The sequence below is a fragment of the Saccharothrix sp. DSM 118769 genome (genome assembly GCF_052936295.1).
On the sequence record NZ_CP193627.1, the window covers coordinates 857214 to 875085 of the forward strand.

General features: G+C 73.3%; 20 protein-coding genes. 10 read left to right on the top strand and 10 right to left on the bottom strand.

Going from position 1 to position 17872, the window contains the following annotated elements:
* Positions 1 to 272 precede the first annotated feature (272 nt).
* The gene (locus tag ACRAKJ_RS04180; RefSeq protein ID WP_438921514.1) at positions 273 to 1112 is read right to left on the bottom strand and encodes a chromosome partitioning protein ParB; all 840 of its coding nucleotides are present in this window, start codon (positions 1110 to 1112) and stop codon (positions 273 to 275) included.
* Positions 1102 to 1779, bottom strand: coding sequence for a metallophosphoesterase (locus tag ACRAKJ_RS04185; RefSeq protein WP_438921515.1), 678 nt, complete (start codon positions 1777 to 1779; stop codon positions 1102 to 1104). The genes ACRAKJ_RS04180 and ACRAKJ_RS04185 overlap by 11 nt, the downstream gene beginning before the upstream one ends.
* 99 nt (positions 1780 to 1878) lie before the next feature.
* Between ACRAKJ_RS04185 and ACRAKJ_RS04190 the strand changes: the two genes are divergently transcribed.
* Positions 1879 to 2973 carry a DUF2332 domain-containing protein gene (locus ACRAKJ_RS04190; protein ID WP_447008876.1) on the top strand — a complete coding sequence of 365 codons (1095 nt, stop codon included), beginning with the start codon at positions 1879 to 1881 and terminating at the stop codon, positions 2971 to 2973.
* A 229-nt stretch (positions 2974 to 3202) separates the two neighbouring features.
* Here ACRAKJ_RS04190 and corA read toward each other — a convergent pair whose 3' ends face one another.
* The gene (gene corA / locus ACRAKJ_RS04195; protein ID WP_438921517.1) at positions 3203 to 4279 is read right to left on the bottom strand and encodes a magnesium/cobalt transporter CorA; all 1077 of its coding nucleotides are present in this window, start codon (positions 4277 to 4279) and stop codon (positions 3203 to 3205) included.
* Positions 4280 to 4575: 296 nt separating this feature from the next.
* Here corA and ACRAKJ_RS04200 point away from each other — a divergent pair, with 296 nt between their 5' ends.
* Together ACRAKJ_RS04200 and ACRAKJ_RS04205 are read left to right on the top strand one after the other, a co-directional pair.
* Complete coding sequence (locus ACRAKJ_RS04200) at positions 4576 to 5079, top strand: MaoC/PaaZ C-terminal domain-containing protein (protein ID WP_438921518.1); 504 nt, start codon at positions 4576 to 4578, stop codon at positions 5077 to 5079.
* Between the two features lie 14 nt (positions 5080 to 5093).
* Complete coding sequence (locus tag ACRAKJ_RS04205) at positions 5094 to 6179, top strand: DUF2332 domain-containing protein (protein ID WP_438921519.1); 1086 nt, start codon at positions 5094 to 5096, stop codon at positions 6177 to 6179.
* A gap of 14 nt (positions 6180 to 6193) precedes the next feature.
* On the opposite strand, the gene ACRAKJ_RS04210 is transcribed toward ACRAKJ_RS04205, so the two are convergent.
* Complete coding sequence (locus tag ACRAKJ_RS04210; RefSeq protein WP_438921520.1) at positions 6194 to 6607, bottom strand: NUDIX domain-containing protein; 414 nt, start codon at positions 6605 to 6607, stop codon at positions 6194 to 6196.
* 143 nt (positions 6608 to 6750) lie between these two features.
* Between ACRAKJ_RS04210 and ACRAKJ_RS04215 the strand changes: the two genes are divergently transcribed.
* From ACRAKJ_RS04215 to ACRAKJ_RS04235, 5 genes are read left to right on the top strand one after another with little or no spacing between them, the layout of a single operon-like run.
* Entirely contained in the window at positions 6751 to 6909 is a 159-nt protein-coding gene (locus ACRAKJ_RS04215) for a hypothetical protein (protein WP_170185132.1), read from the top strand.
* A gap of 40 nt (positions 6910 to 6949) precedes the next feature.
* Positions 6950 to 7510: a PH domain-containing protein gene (locus ACRAKJ_RS04220; protein ID WP_438921521.1), complete on the top strand. Its 561-nt coding sequence runs from the start codon at positions 6950 to 6952 to the stop codon at positions 7508 to 7510.
* Between the two features lie 14 nt (positions 7511 to 7524).
* Positions 7525 to 8382, top strand: coding sequence for a PHP domain-containing protein (locus tag ACRAKJ_RS04225; protein WP_438921522.1), 858 nt, complete (start codon positions 7525 to 7527; stop codon positions 8380 to 8382).
* Between the two features lie 46 nt (positions 8383 to 8428).
* Entirely contained in the window at positions 8429 to 9268 is an 840-nt protein-coding gene (locus ACRAKJ_RS04230; protein ID WP_438921523.1) for a PD-(D/E)XK nuclease family protein, read from the top strand.
* A 10-nt stretch (positions 9269 to 9278) separates the two neighbouring features.
* A complete protein-coding gene (locus ACRAKJ_RS04235) occupies positions 9279 to 9581 on the top strand; it encodes a hypothetical protein (protein WP_438921524.1) in 303 nt (100 codons plus the stop codon).
* 66 nt (positions 9582 to 9647) lie between these two features.
* Here ACRAKJ_RS04235 and ACRAKJ_RS04240 read toward each other — a convergent pair whose 3' ends face one another.
* The 4 genes from ACRAKJ_RS04240 to ACRAKJ_RS04255 form a co-directional block, all read right to left on the bottom strand.
* On the bottom strand, positions 9648 to 10121 hold the full coding sequence (locus ACRAKJ_RS04240; protein ID WP_438921525.1) for a ricin-type beta-trefoil lectin domain protein: 474 nt from the start codon (positions 10119 to 10121) through the stop codon (positions 9648 to 9650).
* Positions 10122 to 10355: 234 nt separating this feature from the next.
* A complete protein-coding gene (locus ACRAKJ_RS04245) occupies positions 10356 to 11228 on the bottom strand; it encodes an alpha/beta fold hydrolase (RefSeq protein ID WP_438921526.1) in 873 nt (290 codons plus the stop codon).
* Positions 11229 to 11318: 90 nt separating this feature from the next.
* Positions 11319 to 12686, bottom strand: coding sequence for an Rv3212 family protein (locus ACRAKJ_RS04250; protein ID WP_438921527.1), 1368 nt, complete (start codon positions 12684 to 12686; stop codon positions 11319 to 11321).
* 1018 nt (positions 12687 to 13704) lie between these two features.
* A complete protein-coding gene (locus ACRAKJ_RS04255; protein ID WP_438921532.1) occupies positions 13705 to 15378 on the bottom strand; it encodes a DEAD/DEAH box helicase in 1674 nt (557 codons plus the stop codon).
* Positions 15379 to 15728: 350 nt separating this feature from the next.
* Between ACRAKJ_RS04255 and ACRAKJ_RS04260 the strand changes: the two genes are divergently transcribed.
* A complete protein-coding gene (locus ACRAKJ_RS04260; RefSeq protein WP_438921528.1) occupies positions 15729 to 16406 on the top strand; it encodes a ferritin-like fold-containing protein in 678 nt (225 codons plus the stop codon).
* 43 nt (positions 16407 to 16449) lie between these two features.
* Positions 16450 to 16680 (top strand): DUF3107 domain-containing protein, encoded by a 231-nt coding sequence (locus ACRAKJ_RS04265; RefSeq protein ID WP_184927778.1) that lies wholly within the window; start codon positions 16450 to 16452, stop codon positions 16678 to 16680.
* Between the two features lie 85 nt (positions 16681 to 16765).
* On the opposite strand, the gene ACRAKJ_RS04270 is transcribed toward ACRAKJ_RS04265, so the two are convergent.
* Complete coding sequence (locus ACRAKJ_RS04270; protein WP_447008877.1) at positions 16766 to 17110, bottom strand: DUF4873 domain-containing protein; 345 nt, start codon at positions 17108 to 17110, stop codon at positions 16766 to 16768.
* Complete coding sequence (locus ACRAKJ_RS04275; protein WP_438927060.1) at positions 17110 to 17832, bottom strand: TetR family transcriptional regulator; 723 nt, start codon at positions 17830 to 17832, stop codon at positions 17110 to 17112. The genes ACRAKJ_RS04270 and ACRAKJ_RS04275 overlap by 1 nt, the downstream gene beginning before the upstream one ends.
* Positions 17833 to 17872: the final 40 nt, after the last annotated feature.

Here is a 17872-nt window from a genome sequence, read left to right on the forward strand (position 1 = left end):
GAGTCCAACGCTCAGGACCCGAGAGTCCAACGCTCAGGACCCGCGAGTCATGCGCTCGTGCCCCGCGAGTCATGCGTTCACGACCCTCGTGTCCTGCGCTCATGGCTAACGCCGTGAGTCGTGAACGCAGAACTCAGGGGTCCTGAGCGTTGGACTCGCGCGGCGTGAGCGTTGGACTCGCGCGGCGTGAGCGTTGGACTCTCGGGGCGTAAGCGCATGACTCGCGGGGCGTGAGCGCATGACTCTCGGGGCGTGAGCGCATGACTCGCGGGTCAGCGGGGGGTGCGGAGGGCGGCTATCACGTCCGGGTCCCAGCGGTGGGTGCGGATCAGGCGGTAGCGCTCGGCCGCTACCCACAGGTACGCCTCGGTCTCGGTGCGGTCGCCCACCAGGTCCGCCTGCCGCAGCATGTCGACCACCGGCACGTACTCCTCGGCGTACCAGCGGGCCGCGACGGTCGCCCGGTCCAGGAGGCGGCCCTCGTCCTGCATCAGCCGGAACCCCCACGCCTCCACGTGCTCGCCCAGCTCCGCGTAGTCCCACGGGTCCGACAGCGACACGGCCGCGCGCGCCTGCCCGCCCAGCGGCACCCGTTCCAGGAACAGCCGCCGGTAGTCCTTCACGATCAGGTCGCCCCGGTGCCGGATGCCGTGCGCCGCGACCCGCGTCACGACCTCGGTCACGTAGGCGTCGATCACCCCCAGGCCCAGCGCGTGCGCCACCGACACCCGGTGGTGCCCGTCCTGCACGAAGTGCAGGTCGCCCACCCGGTACAGCTCGACCGGCGGCACCGCCTCGCCGCGCCGCTGCGCCAGCGCCAACCGCTCCCAGCGCTCCCGCACGCGCGCCGACGTGGGCCGGAACCGCCGGTCGAAGTCCCGGGTCCGGTCCACGCTGCCCACGATCGAGTCCAACCGGACCGTGCACAGCCCCAGCCGCTTCTCGCCGACCAGCCCCAGCGCCTCCACGACCTCGTGGAACGGCAGCGTGATGTTCACGTCGTCCGGTTCCCGCCGCAGCCACGCCGCCAGCCTCGACAGCACCTGCCGCCGCCGGGCGCGCTGGAAGTCGTTCTCCGCGTCGGCGCGCGGGAACCCGGTGTCACGGCGCACGGCGCACCCCCGCCGCCGAGGGCACGTCCAGCACCTTCCAGCCCACCGCGTTCACCACCTTCGTCGCGCCCAGCTCCCGGTCCGGCCGCGGCACGCCGTGCGGGTGCACGTGCCCGTGCAGCAGCAGCGGCGGGCGCAGCAGCCGCACCGCGTCGTGCAGGCAGGCGAACCCGCGGTGCGGCGCGTCCTCCTCGTCGCCGCAGCCCAGCGGCGGCGAGTGGGTGAGCAGCACGTCCACGCCCCGCCCGTCGCGCAGCCGCCGCCACCGGGCCAGCCGCAGCACCCGCCGCAGCCGCCGCGCCTGCTGCCGCTCCGTCCACTGGTTCGGCCCGCCGTTGTACCGGATCGACCCGCCCAGCCCCGCGATCCGCAGCCCGGCCACGTCCACCACCCGTTCGTCGGCGTTCACGCCGCCCGCCGGTCCCGGCCACCGCGCCGGCAGGCCCGCCCTCGTCCACAGCCCGCGCACGGCGACGTACCCGCCCAGGTCGGCGTCGTGGTTGCCCGGCACGAACACGCACGGCCGGTCCAGCACGTCCGCCAGGTGCTCCAGGTAGTCGAACGGCAGGTCGCCGGCCGCGAGGACCAGGTCCACGCCCAGCGCGCGCACCCGGTCGGTCCACAGCCGCTCGACCACCTCGTCCGACACCGCGAGAACCTTCGGCACCCGACGAGCGTAGGCGCTGTCCGCGCAGGTGACACCTCCCCGGTGAAAGGGTGAAATGACGCGGTGGTCCTTCCGCCGCGCGGGGGGAGGCGCGCTAGCGTGCCAGGGGTGCTCGCCGAGCTGTTCCTCGACGCCTCCCGTTCCTGCCGGACGCACAGCCCCCTCACCCACGCCCTCCTCGCGGCGGCCGCCGACGACCTGGCCCGCGGCGGGGTCACCGCGCGGGTGATGGCCGGCGCCGAGTGCGACCGCCAGGGCAGCGTCCCCGGCCTGCGGTTCGCCGCGGCCCTGCACCGCCTGGTCCTGGAGGGCCGGGCGCCCGCGCTGGCCAGGCACTACCCGACCGCGGGCGGCAGCCCCGACCTCGACGCGCTGTGGGACGACGCCCTGCCCGTGCTGCACGAGCACACCGACGAGCTGCGGGCGGCGGTCACCACGACGGTCGTGCAGACCAACGAGCCGGGCCGCAGCGCGCCCCTGTTCGGCGGCCTCCAGACCGCCACCCACCTGGCCGCGGCGCAGGTCGGCAGGCGCACGCCGTTCCCGGTCCGGCTGCTGGAGGTCGGCGCGTCCGGCGGCCTGAACCTGCGCCCGCACCGCATCGCCTACCGCGTCGACGGCGTCCGCTACGGCGACCCGGGCAGCCCGCTGACGCTGGACCCGCGGTGGACCGGCAGGCCGTCGGTCGCGCTGGACCACAACCTGCGGCTGGTCCGCCGCGCGGGCTGCGACCCGCACCCCGTCGACGTGTCCACCGAGAGCGGCCGGCTGCACCTGTCGTCGTTCGTGTGGGCGGACCAGCCGGCCCGGCTGGAGCGGTTGCGGGCCGCGGTCGACCTGGCGCAGCTCGACCCGGTGCCCGTGCAGCGGGCCACCGGCCCCGAGTGGCTGGCGGAGCAGCTCGTGCGGCCGGAGCGGGACGTGCTCACCGTCGTGTGGCACTCGGTGGTCTGGCAGTACACCTCACCCGCCGACCGGGCCATGGGCCGGGCCGTGCTCGCCGAGGCCGCCGCCCGCGCCACGCCGATGGCGCCGCTCGCGCTGCTCGTGTTCGAGCCGCGCCGCACCCACCGGCCGACCAAGTACCAGTTCCAGCTGCTGCTGAAGCTGTGGCCGGCCGGCCTGTCGCTCAAGCTCGGCACCGGCGTCGGCCACGGCATCCCGTTCACCTGGGACACCAGGACCTGGGACTGACAACCCCCGGGGGCCGGCGCGGCGCGGTCCGGCGTGGACGGTCGTGGGCGGTCGGGCGCGGGTGACCGGGCGGGACGGCCGGGCGCGGGTCGGTCAGGCGCCGTTGGCGATGAGCAGCGTCACGGTGGCGAGCCAGCCCAGCAGGAAGGTCAGGATCCAGAACCGCAGGTTGGTGAGCATCCGGGTCATCGTGGGCACATCCCGTCGGGGGAGAAGGGGCGGAGGGTCCTTACAGCCACTCGTTCCGGCGGAATATTCGGTACAGGGTCAGGCAGACCGCGATGATCACCGAGATCACCATGGGGTAGCCGTAGCGCCAGTGCAGCTCCGGCATGTGGTCGAAGTTCATGCCGTACACGCCGACCACCATCGTCGGCACGGAGATGATCGCCACCCAGGAGGCGAGCTTGCGCATGTCCGAGTTCTGCTGGAGCGTGATCTTCGCCAGCACGGCGTTGACCAGCGTCGTCAGCAGCTCGTCGAAGTTGATGACGCGCTCGGACACCTCGGTGAGGTGGTCGTCGACGTCGCGGAAGTACGAGCGCACCTGCTCGGGGATCAGCGGCGTGTAGCCCTCGGCCAGCCGGCGCAGCGGCACGGCCAGCGGCATCACCGCGCGGCGCAGCTCCAGCACCTCGCGCTTCATCAGGTAGATCTGGTCGGCGCTGACCCGGCTGCGCGGCTGGAAGACCAGCGCCTCCATCGAGTCGATGTCGTCCTCGATGTGGTCGGTCACGTCCAGGTAGTTGTCGACCACGTGGTCGGCGATCGAGTACAGCACCGCGGCCGGCCCGACCTTGAGCCGGTCGGCGTCGGCCTCCAGGTCGCGGCGCACCGCGGCGAGGCCCGAGTGGTTGCCGTGCCGGACCGTGACCACGAAGTCGCGGCCGAGGAACACCATGACCTCACCCGACTCGACGATCTCGTTCGCCGTGTCCGGGGAGGCGTTCTGCACGTAGCGGACCGTCTTGAGCACCATGAACAGCGTGTTGTCGTAGCGCTCCAGCTTCGGCCGCTGGTGGGCGTGCACGGCGTCCTCGACGGCCAGCTCGTGCAGGCCGAACGTGTCCGCGACGCCCTGGATCTGCTCCTCGTCCGGCTCGTGCAGCCCGATCCAGACGAAGCCGTCGCCGCGCTTGCGGACCTCCTCCACCGCGTCGGTGTGCGACCAGCGGCCGGGCAGGCGCGCGCCGTCGACGTACACGCCGCAGTCCACGACGTAGGCCGACAGCGGGACGGGGACGGGCAGCGCGGGGCGTTCCGGCGAACGGCCTCTCAGACCGCCGAGCGAGGGCAGGCTGGGCACGGGGGACCTCCAGTGGGGGAGCGTCGACTCGGAACAACGACGACGGCACGTCCCCGACCGGTGGTGCTGGACCCGGTCCCGGTGGGGCTAACCCCGGACGACGGGTCCCCCGATGAGGACGCGCGAGGTACTCGCAGGATGGGGGTCGTTGCTCATCGGTGGTCCTCACCTCCTCGGGTTGGGCGGTCGCGGCGGTGGAGTCGCTCACAGACCAGTTGCCGAGGGTACTCCCCCGGTGCTCACACTGTCGTCCCGGTCCAACGAGAGCCGGACCACGACAGCCAACGGAGGCCGCGGTGCAGTTCGGGCGTTACTACGAGGAGTTCGAGGTCGGCGCGGTCTACAAGCACTGGCCGGGCAAGACGGTCACCGAGTACGACGACCACCTGTTCTGCCTGCTGACCATGAACCACCACCCGCTGCACATGGACGCGCACTACGCGGCGGGGACCACGGACTTCGGCAAGAACGTCGTGGTCGGCAACTACGTCTACTCGCTGCTGCTGGGCATGTCCGTGCCCGACGTGTCCGGCAAGGCCATCGCCAACCTGGAGGTCGAGTCGCTCAGGCACGTCAAGCCGACGTTCCACGGCGACACCATCTACGGTGAGACGGAGGTGCTGGACAAGACCCCGTCGAAGTCCAAGGACGACCGGGGCGTGGTCTACGTCGAGACGCGCGGGTACAAACAGGATGGCACGGTCGTGTGCGTCTTCCGGCGCAAGGTGATGGTCCCCAAGCGCTCCTACGGCGACGCGCGCGGTGGCGAGCAGCCGGGGCGGCCCGAACCGGTGCTCTGACCTGAGGGAGTGACGTGACCTCGCTGGACTTCGCGCGGCGGCGGCTGTCGGCGTTCGCCGAGCAGGAGGCGCACGGCGTCTCCCCGCTCTACGAGCACCTGGCGTCGCGCGCCGCCGGCGATCCCGGGGTCGCCGGCCTGCTGACCGCCGCCCCGGAGCGGTTCGCGCACGCGACCCTGCTCCTGGCGGCGGCGCACCGGCTGGTGCAGGCCGAGCCGTTCCACCCGCTGTCGCGGTACTACCCGTCGCTGGGCGGCACGCACGGCCCGGACGACGAGACGTGGCCGCTGTTCCGCGACTTCCTGCTCGACCGGGCCGACAAGGTGCGCGAGCTGGTGTCCACGCGCAGCACGCAGACCAACGAGGTGCGCCGGTCCGCGCTGCTCTACCCGGCGCTGGCCGGGATCAAGGGGCCGGTCGGGCTGCTGGAGGTCGGCTGCTCGGCCGGTCTGCTGCTGGGGCTCGACCTGTACGGCTTCCGCTACCAGACCCAGCAGGCGGGCCAGCTCGTCGCGGGGCCCGCGAAGGCGGCGCTCGGCCTGCACTGCTCGCTGGAGCTGGCGCCCGGCGCGGAGCTGCCGAAGATCCCCAAGTCGGTGAAGGTCGCCGCGAAGGTCGGCCTGGACCGGGCGCCCGCCGACCTGTCCGACGAGGAGACCTACGCGTGGCTCGAGGCGTGCGTGTGGGCCGACCAGCCGGAGCGGCTGCGGCTGTTCGGCGTGGCCGCGACCGTGCAGCGCAAGTCGCCGCCGGAGTTCGTGACCGGCGACGCGGTGGCGGACCTGTCCACCGCCGCCGCGCGGGTTCCCGAAGCGCTGCCGCTGGTCGTGATGACGAGCAACGTGCTGGCGTACCTGTCGGGGGCGGAGTTCGTCGAGGCGCTGCGCGCGCTGGGCCGGCCGCTGTGGTGGCTGAGCCACGAGGGCTACGCCGCGGCCCTGGAGCACGTGCTGCCGGGGCGCGAGGACCTGCGGCCGGGGCCCGGCGACGCGGCGTTCGGCGTCGTGGGGCTGGTCCGGTTCGAGGACGGCGACGTGGTCTCGGCGCGGGCGCTGGCGCGCACCGCCCCGCACGGCCAACGGCTGATCTGGCTCCCCTGAACGGGTGAACGTGATCAGCACCGGGGGAGCTGCCCCCAGGCTTCGAGGGTCTCCCGCAGCATCTCGGTGAGTGGGAGTGTGGCCAAGATCGCAGCGGTCACCCACTGTGCGTCAGCGGCGTCGTCGCCCGGTCGGAGGGCGCCGGATCGCACCTGGCAGGCGTAGTCGTGGATCTCGTAGGGGCCCTGCGGACCCGGTCGGGTGACACTGCCGACCAACGCCCCGACGGTCACGGAGAGTCCCGTCTCCTCGTTTAGTTCCCGCACAAGTGCGGTCTCGTCGGATTCGCCCTGCTCCACTCGTCCTCCGGGGAGCGACCACAGTCCCTCACCTGGGGGATTGCCGCGACGCACGAGCAGCAGTCGCCCGGTCGGGTCATGTGCGATGCCGCCGACACAGCGGATGCGATGGTCTCGTTCAGCCGTCACAGTTACTCCCAGTAGTCACCCCGGGTTGGCGGTGCAGACCACTGCCCCGAGTGCGGTACAAATCTCCCGAGGTGCCGCCGGGTGCGGTACAACGGTTTTCACTGGCGCCAAACGGGTGCGGGTAGCGAACGGGGTTGATCACCGTGAATCTGAAGAAGATTCTCACTTTCGCCGGGGTCGGCTTGGTCCTGTTCTTCCTGATCGCCGAGCCCCAGCAAGCGGCTCAGCTGGTGCAGAACATCCTGGGGACCCTCCGGGAAGCAGCTGAGGCGCTCATCACCTTCGTGAAACAATTGTTCTGAGTCGTCGCCCGGCTCCTCCACCCGGCGAGAGGTCGAAGGCATGTTCGCACCACGGGACCCCGACGAGTACCTGCTCCCGACGGAGCGTCGGGTCATCCGGGTACGCAGGCACTGGAGCTACCTGCTCTGGGATCTCCTGGAGGCCGGCGCGCTCCTCGCCGGCGCCATGATGATCTCCTACCTGCTGCCCGACAACGCAGGCATCATCCAGAACATCCTCTGGTACGCCTCGCTGTTCGTGCTGATCAGGCTGGCCTACTTCGTCATGGAGTGGTGGGTGGAGCGGATCGTCGTCACCGACAAGCGGTTCATGATCTCCTCGGGGGTCTTCGAGACCAAGGTCGCCATGATGCCGATCAGCAAGGTCACCGACCTCACCTACGAGCGGACGGTGCTCGGGCGCATGTTCGGCTTCGGCACGCTGGTCGTGGAGTCGGCGGGTCAGATCCAGGCCCTCAACCGGATCGAGTACCTGCCGAACCCCGAGGAGGTCTACGACGCGATCTCGGAGTTGACCTTCGGCGACAAGAAGGCGCAGGCGGAGCGCTTCTCGATGATCAAGGCGCAACGGGCGGCGCGCGGCAAGAAGATGGTGCCGTAGTAGACACTGGGCGGGTGCGAATCGACCTGCACACCCACTCGACCGAGTCCGACGGCACGGACACGCCCGCGCAGCTCGTGGCGGCGGCCGCCGCCACGGGCCTCGACGCGGTCGCGCTGACCGACCACGACACGGCCGCGGGCTGGGCGGAAGCGGCCAACGCGCTCCCGCCCGGCCTCAAGCTCGTGCGCGGCGCGGAGCTGTCCTGCGCGTCCGACGACGGCAGTGGGCGTCTCATCACCGTCCACCTGCTCGCCTACCTCTACGACCACACGTCGCCCGCGCTCGTCGAGGAGCAGCTGCGGCTGCGCCTCGAACGCCGGCAACGGCTCCGCCGCATGGCCGAGCGGATGGTCGACGACGGGTTCCCCATCGACCCCGACGAGCTGATGGCGGCCATGCCCGCCGACGCGCCCGCCGGGCGCCCGCACCTGGCCATGGCGCTGATCAGGGCCGGCGTCGTCACGTCGGTCGACGAGGCGTTCGCCCGCTACCTCACCGGCGGCCGGTACTACGTGCCGCGCACCGACACGTCCGTGGCCCGCGCCATCGCGATGATCGCCGACGCGGGCGGCGTGACCGTCCTCGCGCACCCCTTCGCCACCTCGCGCGGCCCCGTCGTGTCCGAGCAGGTCGTCGCCGACCTCGCCGACCTCGGCCTCGGCGGCGTCGAGGTCGACCACCCCGACCACGACCAGGCCACCCGCGACCGCCTGCGCGGCCTGGCCGGCGAACTCGGGCTGCTCACCACCGGCTCCAGCGACTACCACGGCACCAACAAGACGGTGCGGCTCGGCGCGGAGACCACGTCACCCGACGTGCTGGACGCGCTGGCCGACCGCGCGACCGGGTGCAAGGTGCTGGTCGGGTGAGGTAGCGGTGCGGTTCCTGTCGGTGGCCCTCGGTAGCGTGGGGGTCGTGCAGGAGCAGCTGGGGTTCGACTTCGGGGCGATGCCCAAGAAGCTGGTCAAGGTGACACCGGCCAAGCTGGCGACGTGGGCCGACTGCCCGCGCCGCTTCCGCATGGCCTACCTCGACCGGCCGACACCGCCGCGCGGCGGCGCGTGGGCGCACAACACCCTCGGCGCCGTCGTGCACAACGCCCTCAAGGCGCTGTTCGACCTGCCCGCCGACCGCCGCACCCCCGACCAGGCCGTCGCCCAGCTGCACCGGCAGTGGAAGAACGACGGGTTCCGCGACGCCGAGCAGGCCGCCGCCTACCGCGAGCGCGCCGAGGGCTGGCTGCGCGACTACGTCGGCGACCTCGACACGTCGGTCGACCCGATCGGCGTCGAGCGCTGGGTGTCCACGCCCACGTCGAAGATCGTCGCCGAGGGCCGCGTCGACCGCATCGACCTGCGCGACGGCGAACTGGTCGTCGTCGACTACAAGACCGGCCGCCACGCCCTCACCACCGACGACGCGCGCGGCTCCCTGGCCCTCGCCCTCTACGCCCTGGCCGCCCGCCGCACCCTGCGCAAACCGTGCCACCGGGTCGAGCTGCACCACCTGCCGACCCGGTCGGTCGCCGTGTGGGAGCACACCGACGAGAGCCTCGGCCGGCACGTGTCGCGCGCCGAGGAGTCCGCCGAGGAGATGGGCCTGGCCACCGACACCCTCAAGGCCGGCGGCGACCCCGAGGTCCTGTTCCCGCCCCGCACCGGCAGGCAGTGCACCTGGTGCGACTTCCGCCGCTCGTGCCCCGAGGGTCAGCGGGCCGCGCCGACGCTCGACCCGTGGGCGCTGCTCGCGCCGTAGAGTTGACCGCGTGACGATGGTGGAGAGCAGACCCGAACCGCGCCTCGCCAAGGTGTGGCGCGGCGTCAGCGGCGCCCTCGCCGTGGGCCTCGCCCTGCTGGCGCTGGCCCTGGTCGGCGTGCAGGTCTACGCCGGGGTCCACGACCTGCCCGGTCCCGGGGTCGACGTGGTCCTCGGGCACGTGGCCGCCGCGCTCGCCGCGGCGGTCGCCCAGGTCGTCGCCGACCGCAGGCGCGGCTGGGCGGTCACCGCGTGCGGACTGCTCGTCGTGCTGCTGGTGGCCGTGACCCTGTGGTTCTTCTGGTGGGCCTGACCCCGTGACCGGCGGGGCGGGTGCGCCGGCGGCCCGGGACCGCGCCGCCGGCGCGCCCGCGGCCGGTCAGTAGTTGAGGTACCAGCGCTGGTCGCGGTCGTACGGGTCGCAGCCGCGCAGGCGCAGCTGCCGCTCCTGGCCGTCGTAGGTGGCGCAGGTCTCGTCCGCCTCGTTCTCCAGCAGCCGGGAGTTGCCGCTGCCCCGGATCACCCACCGCTGGTCGGCGTGGCCGTCGCAGTCCCGGCCCGCGACCCGCGACCCGTCGACGGACGTGGCGCACAACCCGTTGTCGTGGTTCCGGATCGTGCCGTCGCCCCGGACGAACCAGAACTGGTTCGGCGTCGCGCGGAACGTCTCGACGATCGTCGGTTCGCCGTCCCACAGGGTCTGCTGCCACACCTCCTCGGAGCCGTTCGCGCTCTCGATCACCACCCGGTCGGCCTTGACGTCGGTGTCGGTGCGGGCGGCGTGGGCGGTGGGCGCGACGAGCAGGGCCGAGCACACCGCGGCCGCGGCGGCCAGGATCGGTCGGACAGACATTCGGGTCCCCTTCGACAGGCGGGCGGCCCCGGGAACGGTGCCGCGGTACCCAGTACAGCCCGCGTGCCGACCACCGTGAACAGCGGTAACGCCTTCGGGGAGGGAGGCGGCACGTGCCGGTGACACCGCCCGCCCACCGGTCGCGGAGGGTCGCGGGAAGCGCTGCTCCACCCCGGGGGCGTCCCCCGGGCAGAGGGATGACGGGTGCCCAGGAGGTGGCGGCGGTCGGGGACCTCAGGACAGCCAGGACCGCCACGTCGGCAGCAGCGTCGCCAGCAGCGCGTCCGGCGCCTCCGTGTTCGGGTTGTGCATCACGCCCGACAGCACGGCGAAGTCGGCGTCCAGCCGCTCGGCCATGTCCCGCTGGCTCGCAGCCGACCACGCGTCGTCCCGGTCGCCGCACACCACCAGGCACGGCGCACCCGCCGAGCGCAGCGCCCGCGCCAGCTTCGCCACCAGGTCCGGTTCGCCGCGCAGCGCCTCGCCCATGCCCAGCAGGCCCGCGGGCGACGAGCGCACGAACCGCTCCCGGTAGAAGTCCTTCAGCTCCCGCGGCATCGCCCGCCACCGCGGGTTCAGCGCCTGCCGCGTCTCGTTGACCTGCTGCGACGCCTCCACGCCCTGCTCGCGCAGCACGACCTCGCCGTAGTCCAGCGCCGTGCGGCGCTCACCCGGCGGCAGCTCCGACGGACCCGACGCGAGCAGCGTCAACCCCGACACCGGCGCGCCCGCGAGCACCGCGCCCCGCGCCACCAACCCGCCGTAGGAGTGGCCCAGCAGCAGCACCCGCCTGCCGTCGGCCGCGAACTTCGCCACCAGGTCCGCGAGGGCCGCGCCCAGCGCCGCCGGCCGGTACTCGGACTCCGCGACCGGCCCCGCCGACTCGTACTGGCCGGGCAGGTCGATCGCGACCACCTCGATGCCCGCGTCGGAGATCGGGTCCACCAGCGGCGCGAAGTCCTCCTTGGACCCGGTGTAGCCGGGCAGCAGCAGCGCCGTGGCACCCAGGTCGGGCCCCGCCGCCGGGGCGCGCAGGGCGGCGACCGGACCGTGCCGGCCGGGCAGGTCGACGCGGTGCGCGCGGTGCGGGCTGAACTGCGAGTGCACGTCGGTGAGTCTGCCGCACTCACCGCCCCCGCGCGTGGGGGCTCGCGGTGCGTTCCGGCACACCGGGTGTGACCGGCGGGTGGAGGTGGGTCAGCGGAGCGCGACGAGCGTGCCGCCCCGCTGCTCCAGCACCACCGGACCCTCGGTGGCCATCTCGACCGGCCCGGAGTGGCCCTGGCGGTCCACCGGGATCTCCGCGACCTGCTCGCCGGTGACCTGGTCGACGACCTTCAGCCCCGACGGCACCGGCAGCAGCAGGCGGCCGGCGAGCGTCGTGCCCGCGCCCAGCGTGCCGTCCACCGCCCACAGCGGGCTCAGGTCCACCGGCGACAGGGCGATCGTCCTCGACCCGGTGAACCAGTAGGTGTTCGCCGTGCTGGTGAACGTCGGCACCACCCGGCCGGGCGGGTCGCCCTCCAGCTCGGCCGCCGTCACGTCGACCCGGTGCTCCGAGACCAGGCCGCCCGTGTCCGCGTCGAACACGATGAGCCGGTTCGGCACGACCACCGCGACCCGGTTCGCCGTCACCGCGACGACCCGCGCGTTCTTCTCGCCCACGATCGAGGTGCTGATGACCTGCGGCTCGTCCGACTTCTCCGGGTTCGGCTTGAGCACCGTGATCCGGTCGGACGGGTCCTGGGTGTAGCAGCGCTCCAGCACCGCGACCTTGCCGCCGGTGACGGCGAACGAGCCGTAGGAGCAGTCGGGGCGGGGCTGCTTGCCGGCGTTCACGATCGCGCGCAGGCGGCCGTACTCCATCGAGCGGACCAGGTCGTCGCGCCGGTAGACCTCGGCGAACGACCCGCCGGTGGTGAGGACGTGCGAGCCCTCGTTCAGCAGGCGGGTGCCCGGTTCGGCGTCGCCGTTGCGCTGGGGGCCGCGCTTGCCCGACGCCGTGTCCAGCGTGGTGACCTCGGAGCAGTTCGTGTCCTTGCGGTGCACGGCGAACACCCGGCCCCAGGCCGCGGAGACCGTGCACAGCGGCCAGTCGCGGGCGTAGCGCCACCGGACCTCGCCGGTCAGCGCGTCGCGGCCGACCACCTCGCCGCCGTCGCCGGTGACGACGACCGAGTCGAGGTTGACGGGGACCGGCGTGGCGCCGCTGGGCGCGCGCCAGCTCTCGGCCAGGGAGGGCGGCATCACGGTCACCGGTTGGAGCGGGTCGAACTGCGGGGAGCCGACCTGGCTGACCGTGTTGCGGGCGTCGGAGGTGAACCAGACGACCAGCGAGGCCACCAGCACGACCGCGGTGACCAGGGCGACGCCGATGAAGTCGCCCGTCGTGCGCCACGAACGCCCGGGCAGCGGCTCGAAGTCGTCCACGACCTCGGGGGTGCTGCCCTCGGGAGCGCTGGTGCCCGGGGCGCTGGTGTCCGGGGTGCCTTCGCCGGGCTCCCGCAGCACGTCCTCGTCCAGCACGACCTGCCCGTTCGACTCCGCCTGCTCCGGCTGGCCCACTGCCCGGCTCCCCGATGGTCGGTGATCTCGTGCGACTCGTTCAGGCGACATGCTCCCACCACGGGGAAGAGGTCGGTGTGAGGCCGTGGCCGGACGTCTCGCCTGGTGGGGCGGCGGGCGGTCGGCGGGCGGTCGGCGGGCGGGGGCACGAGGCGGTGGTGGGGTCTTGACCTGCGGTTTCGCGCGCGTGGGGCGGGTTTTGGGCGCGCGGTTCGCGAGGTCGTGCGGCGACAGGGGCGAGGGTGGGGCGGACCTGCGGGTTCGCGCCCCGGACCCCACCAGGGCCGCGGTGTGCGCCGGGCCGCGTGACCTGCGGGTTCGCCGCGGACTGCGACTGCCGCCGGGGGCAAAAGGGCTGCCTCCGGAGAGGGCGAGAGGGGTTGTGGTCGGGGGCGGCGAGAAGGGCTGTTGCCGGGGGCGGCGAGAAGGGCCGCGGCCGGGCGGCGAAAGGGCGGGGGCGCGGCGAGGCCGGGCGGCAGCCCAGGACCGGCGCGGTCGGCGGCGCGGAAGGGCTGGACCGGCGCGGTCGGCGGCGCGGAAGGGCTGGGGTGGGGCGGCGGCAAGGCAGGCGCGGTGAGGTCAGCGACCAGGGGCCTTGGCGGTGGATGGTGCGCGCGGCCGGCGTGTGTGCGGATGGGCGGCGTGCGGGCGGCCAGCCGGCTTGCGGGCAGGTGGCCGGCGGGTGGTGTGCGGCCGGCTTGCGGTGCGGGCAGGCGGCGGGTGATGCGTGTGGCGGGCAGGCGCGGGGTGCGGGTGGCCGTGGCTGCGGGGTAGTGGTGGTGGGGAGGGGTGTGGTGGCCCCTCCCGTCGCCGGACCGCTGCGACTTCGCCGTGGCCGCCGTGTCCCGGCCGCGTTCGGGAGTTGCGGTACCGGGGTGGTCTCGGCGGTCCGATTCTCTCAACCGAGTGGCGAGGGGCCGATTTCGTACGTGTTCGGCCCGATGATCACCCGATCGTGTCTCCACCCCGGTTGGGCAGCGGCTGCTTGGCGGTAGCTGCTGCCCACCTCGGGGTCAGGTTACTCGGCCGCCGGGGAGTCCGCTGCTCCCGCCGCTCCGCCTGTGCGCCTGCGGCGGCGCCTGCGGGGGCGGGTGGGGTCTGCCGCGTCGTCCGGAGAGTGCGGGGTGGACGACTCGGACTCGGGGGCGGCGGTGGGGGACTGGGGTGCTGCCGGGGAGTCCGTCGCCTCCGCCGTCGCCTCGCTCGACGCCACGCCGGCTCGGCTGCGGCGACGGCGGCGGGCGCGCGGGGGCTTCTGGTCGTCCTCCGCGGGGGACTCCGACTGCGCCGGGCCGGACGGGGTGGAGGCCGGCGGGGTCTCCTCGCCGTCACCGTGCCCGCCGCGACGGCGTCGCCGGGTCTTCTTCTCGCCCTTCAGGTTCTCCTCGGGCTCCGCGTCCAGGCCGGCGCGGGTGCGCAGGCCCAGGGGGAGCCGGCCGGTCGAGCCGGAGGGGATGTCCAGGTCGGTGAACAGGTGGTCCGAGGTGGAGTAGGTCTCCACGGCCTCCGGCTTGCCGAGGCCGAGGGTGTCGCTGATCATCTTCCAGCGCGGCTCCTCGTCCCAGTCGACCAGCGTCACGGCGACGCCCGTGCGGCCCGCGCGACCGGTGCGGCCGATGCGGTGCACGTAGGTCTTCTCGTCCTCGGGGCACTGGTAGTTGATGACGTGCGTGACGCCCTCGACGTCGATGCCGCGCGCGGCCACGTCGGTCGCGACGAGCACGTCGACCTTGCCCGAGCGGAACGCGCGCAGCGCCTGCTCGCGGGCGCCCTGGCCGAGGTCGCCGTGCACGGCCGCCGCGGCGAAGCCGCGTTCGACCAGGTCGTCCGCCACCTTCTGCGCGGTGCGCTTGGTGCGGGTGAAGATCATGGACAGGCCGCGCTCGCGGGCCTGGAGCATGCGGGCCAGCAGCTCGGTCTTGTCCAGCGCGTGCGCGCGGTAGACGAACTGCTCGGTGCGCTCGTGGATGGCGCCCGCGTCGTTCTCCTCGGCCCGCACGTGCGTGGGCTGGTTGAGGAACGTCCGGGCGAGCGTGATGATCGGCCCCGGCATGGTCGCCGAGAAGAGCATGGTCTGCCGCTCGTCGGGCACCATGCGCAGGATGCGCTCGATGTCGGGCAGGAAGCCCAGGTCGAGCATCTCGTCGGCCTCGTCCAGCACCAGCCCGCGCACCTTGCCGAGCACGAGGTGCCGCTGCTCGGCGAGGTCGAGGAGCCGGCCGGGGGTGCCGACGACGACGTCCACGCCCTTGCGCAGCGCCGCGATCTGCGGCTCGTACGGCCGGCCGCCGTAGATGGCCAGCACGCGCACGCCGAGGTGCTTGGCGGCGTTGGTCAGGTCGTGGGTGACCTGGAGGCACAGCTCGCGCGTCGGCACCACGACCAGCGCCTGCGGCGTGCCGTCGCCCGGCACGGTGATCCGCTGGAGCAGGGGGATGCCGAAGCCCAGGGTCTTGCCGGTGCCGGTGCGGGCCTGGCCGATGACGTCGTCGCCGGCCAGCGCCAGCGGCAGCGTCAGCTCCTGGATGGCGAACGTGCGGTGGATGCCGGCCTCGGCCAGCGCGCGCACGATCTCGTCGCGGACGCCCAGCTCGGCGAAGGTGGGTGCGTCCGGCTTGACGGGCGCGTCGGCGACCAGCGGTCGCGAGGTGTCGTCCTCGGGGACGCCCGCCTCGCTGTGCTCCAGCTCCACCGGGTCGATGTGCGTGTCTTCGTTCGTCGCGGTCAGGGTGATCGCCTCTCTCGTACCAGCGCGCACGGCCTGTACGGGCCGCTCGACCGCGTCCACCGCCACTCGGCCTGGGGAGGCCGGGCGGGTCGCGGGAGGGCCAGCGAGGTGTGTGCGCGCACCCTCTCCTGGCGGCACGGTGCCGCCGCAGTTCAGCCTTCGGCACCGCTGCGAGCCCCCACTGGGCCGCGCCGCGCCGGGCGTCGAGGATCGAGTCTACCCGGGAGCTGGGCCGATCGGGGTGGAACGACCCCGTCGGCTGCGGGTTCGCGTGCGCGGGGTGTGGTGGACGACTCCCGACTAGGCTCGCCGTCATGAGCGACGTGGAGGCCGGTGGGGCCGTGGTGGCGGGTCAGGTGGCGGAGGGGGTCGTCGACCTGATGGGCACGCTGGCCTACGGCGAGCTGTCGGCGTTCGACCGGATGGCCGAGGACGCCAGGACGGCGCCGACGCTGGCCGGGCGCGCCGCGCTGTCCCGGATGGCCGCCGCCGAGATCGGCCACTACGTGCTGCTGGAGACCTACCTGGCGGAGCGCGGTCACTCGCTGGAGGAGGCGATGCGGCCGTTCGCGGCGGGCTTCGACGCCTTCCACGCCTCCACGGCGCCGAGGTCGTGGCCGGAGTCGCTGGTCAAGGCGTACGTCGGGGACGGCCTGGCGGCCGACTTCTACCGCGAGGTCGCGGAGTGGCTCGACGAGCCGACCAAGGAGCTGGTGCTCGCGGTGCTGGCCGACACGGGGCACTCGGCGTTCGCCGAGCGCGAAGTCCGGGCGGCCTGCGCGAGCGACCCGACGTTGCGCGACCGGCTCACGTTGTGGGGTCGCCGGCTGCTCGGCGAGGCGTTGACGCAGGCCCAGTACGTGGTGGCGGAGCGGGACGGGCTGGCCGAGCTGATCGTGCGCGGCTCGGGCGACCTGGCGGGCATCGCAACGCTGTTCCGGCGGCTCCAGCAGAGCCACACGCGGCGCATGTCGGCGCTCGGGCTCGGCTAGGGTTGGGTTTCGAAAGCCGTCAAACGCGTGCACGGAGGTCAGCGTGGAGGTCAGGGTCGGCATCGCGGACAGCCCGCGGGAGCTCGTGGTGTCCAGCGGTCTCACCCCCGAGGAGGTCGAGTCGCAGGTCGCCGACGCCCTCAAGGCGGGCACCGGGCAGCTCGTTCTGGTCGACCAGAAGGGCGCCCGCTACGTGGTGCCCGCGGCGCGCATCGCGTACGTGGAGATCGGTCCGAGCGACGCCCGTCGGGTCGGCTTCGTCTCCGGCGACTGAGGCGGGAAGGCCGGCGTCGCCGGTCAGGGACACGCGGAAGGGGCACCCGATCGGGTGCCCCTTCCGCGTTGTCGGGGGGTGGTGCTCAGCCGACCCGGAACGGCGGCGTGGAGGTGCCCGCGACGCGGTAGCGCGACCACGGGTCGGGGTCGGTCAGCGACCCGGTCGCCGAGCCGGCGGGGGTGCGCAGCAGCGCGGTCCGCGCACCGGCCCGCACCAGCGCGGTGACCTCGTCGTTCGCCGCGACCCGGCCGTACCAGTGGTAGCGGCCGTCGATGGGCTGGAAGCAGCCGCGCAGCTCGACGCTGACCGGCACCTCCCGCTGGTCGAACACGAGCACGGCGTCGCCGCGGTACCCGTCCTCGCTGTGGTCGGCGTCCTCGCTGCGGCTGTGGTCCTCGTCGTGGTCGGGGGCCTCGTCGGGTGCCATCACGCCTCCTCGGCGTCGACGAGCCGCAGCCGGGGTTCGTCGGCGGACAGGTCGGTGACCAGCGGCGCGTCCGGGTCGAGTTCGACGCCGGCGGAGCGGAGCAGGCCGTCGAGGGCGTGCCAGATGATCTCGGTGAGGTAGCCGCTGAGGCTCGCGCGGGTCATGGACTGCCGGTCGAGCCACCAGTCGCCCGCGTTCTGCACCATGCCGACCAGGGCGTGCGCCCACGGCTCGGCGCCGCCGGAGTCCATGCCGAACGCCCGCAGGTAGTCGCCGAGCAGGCGGGCGAGGGCGTTGGCGATCATGGTCTTGTCCTCGGTGACCACGTCCTGCTCGACCGGGCGGTCGGTGAACGACTTGCGCACCACGAACCGGTACAGGTTGGGGTGCTCCTCGATCACGGACAGGTAGGCGTCCACGATGCGCTTGATGCGGGTGCGGACGGGGCCGTCGAGGCCGATGGCGGGCCCGAGCCGGTCCATCAGCATCTCGGTGCCGCGCTGGCCGACCGCGAGGTACAGGTCGGACTTGTCGGCGAAGTGCCGGTAGAGCACCGGCTTGCTCACGCCCGCCTCGGCGGCGATCTCGTCCATGCCCACGTCGGGGCCGTGCTGGGCGACCGCGCGGATCGTCGCCTCGACGAACTCGGCGCGGCGTGCCTCGCGGTGCCCCTTCCACCGCTCGCGACGCGCGTCCGTCCCGCCCTTGACAGTTCGAGCCATGTGACGCACGCTACCAGAAGTAACTGTTACCTGAAGTAGC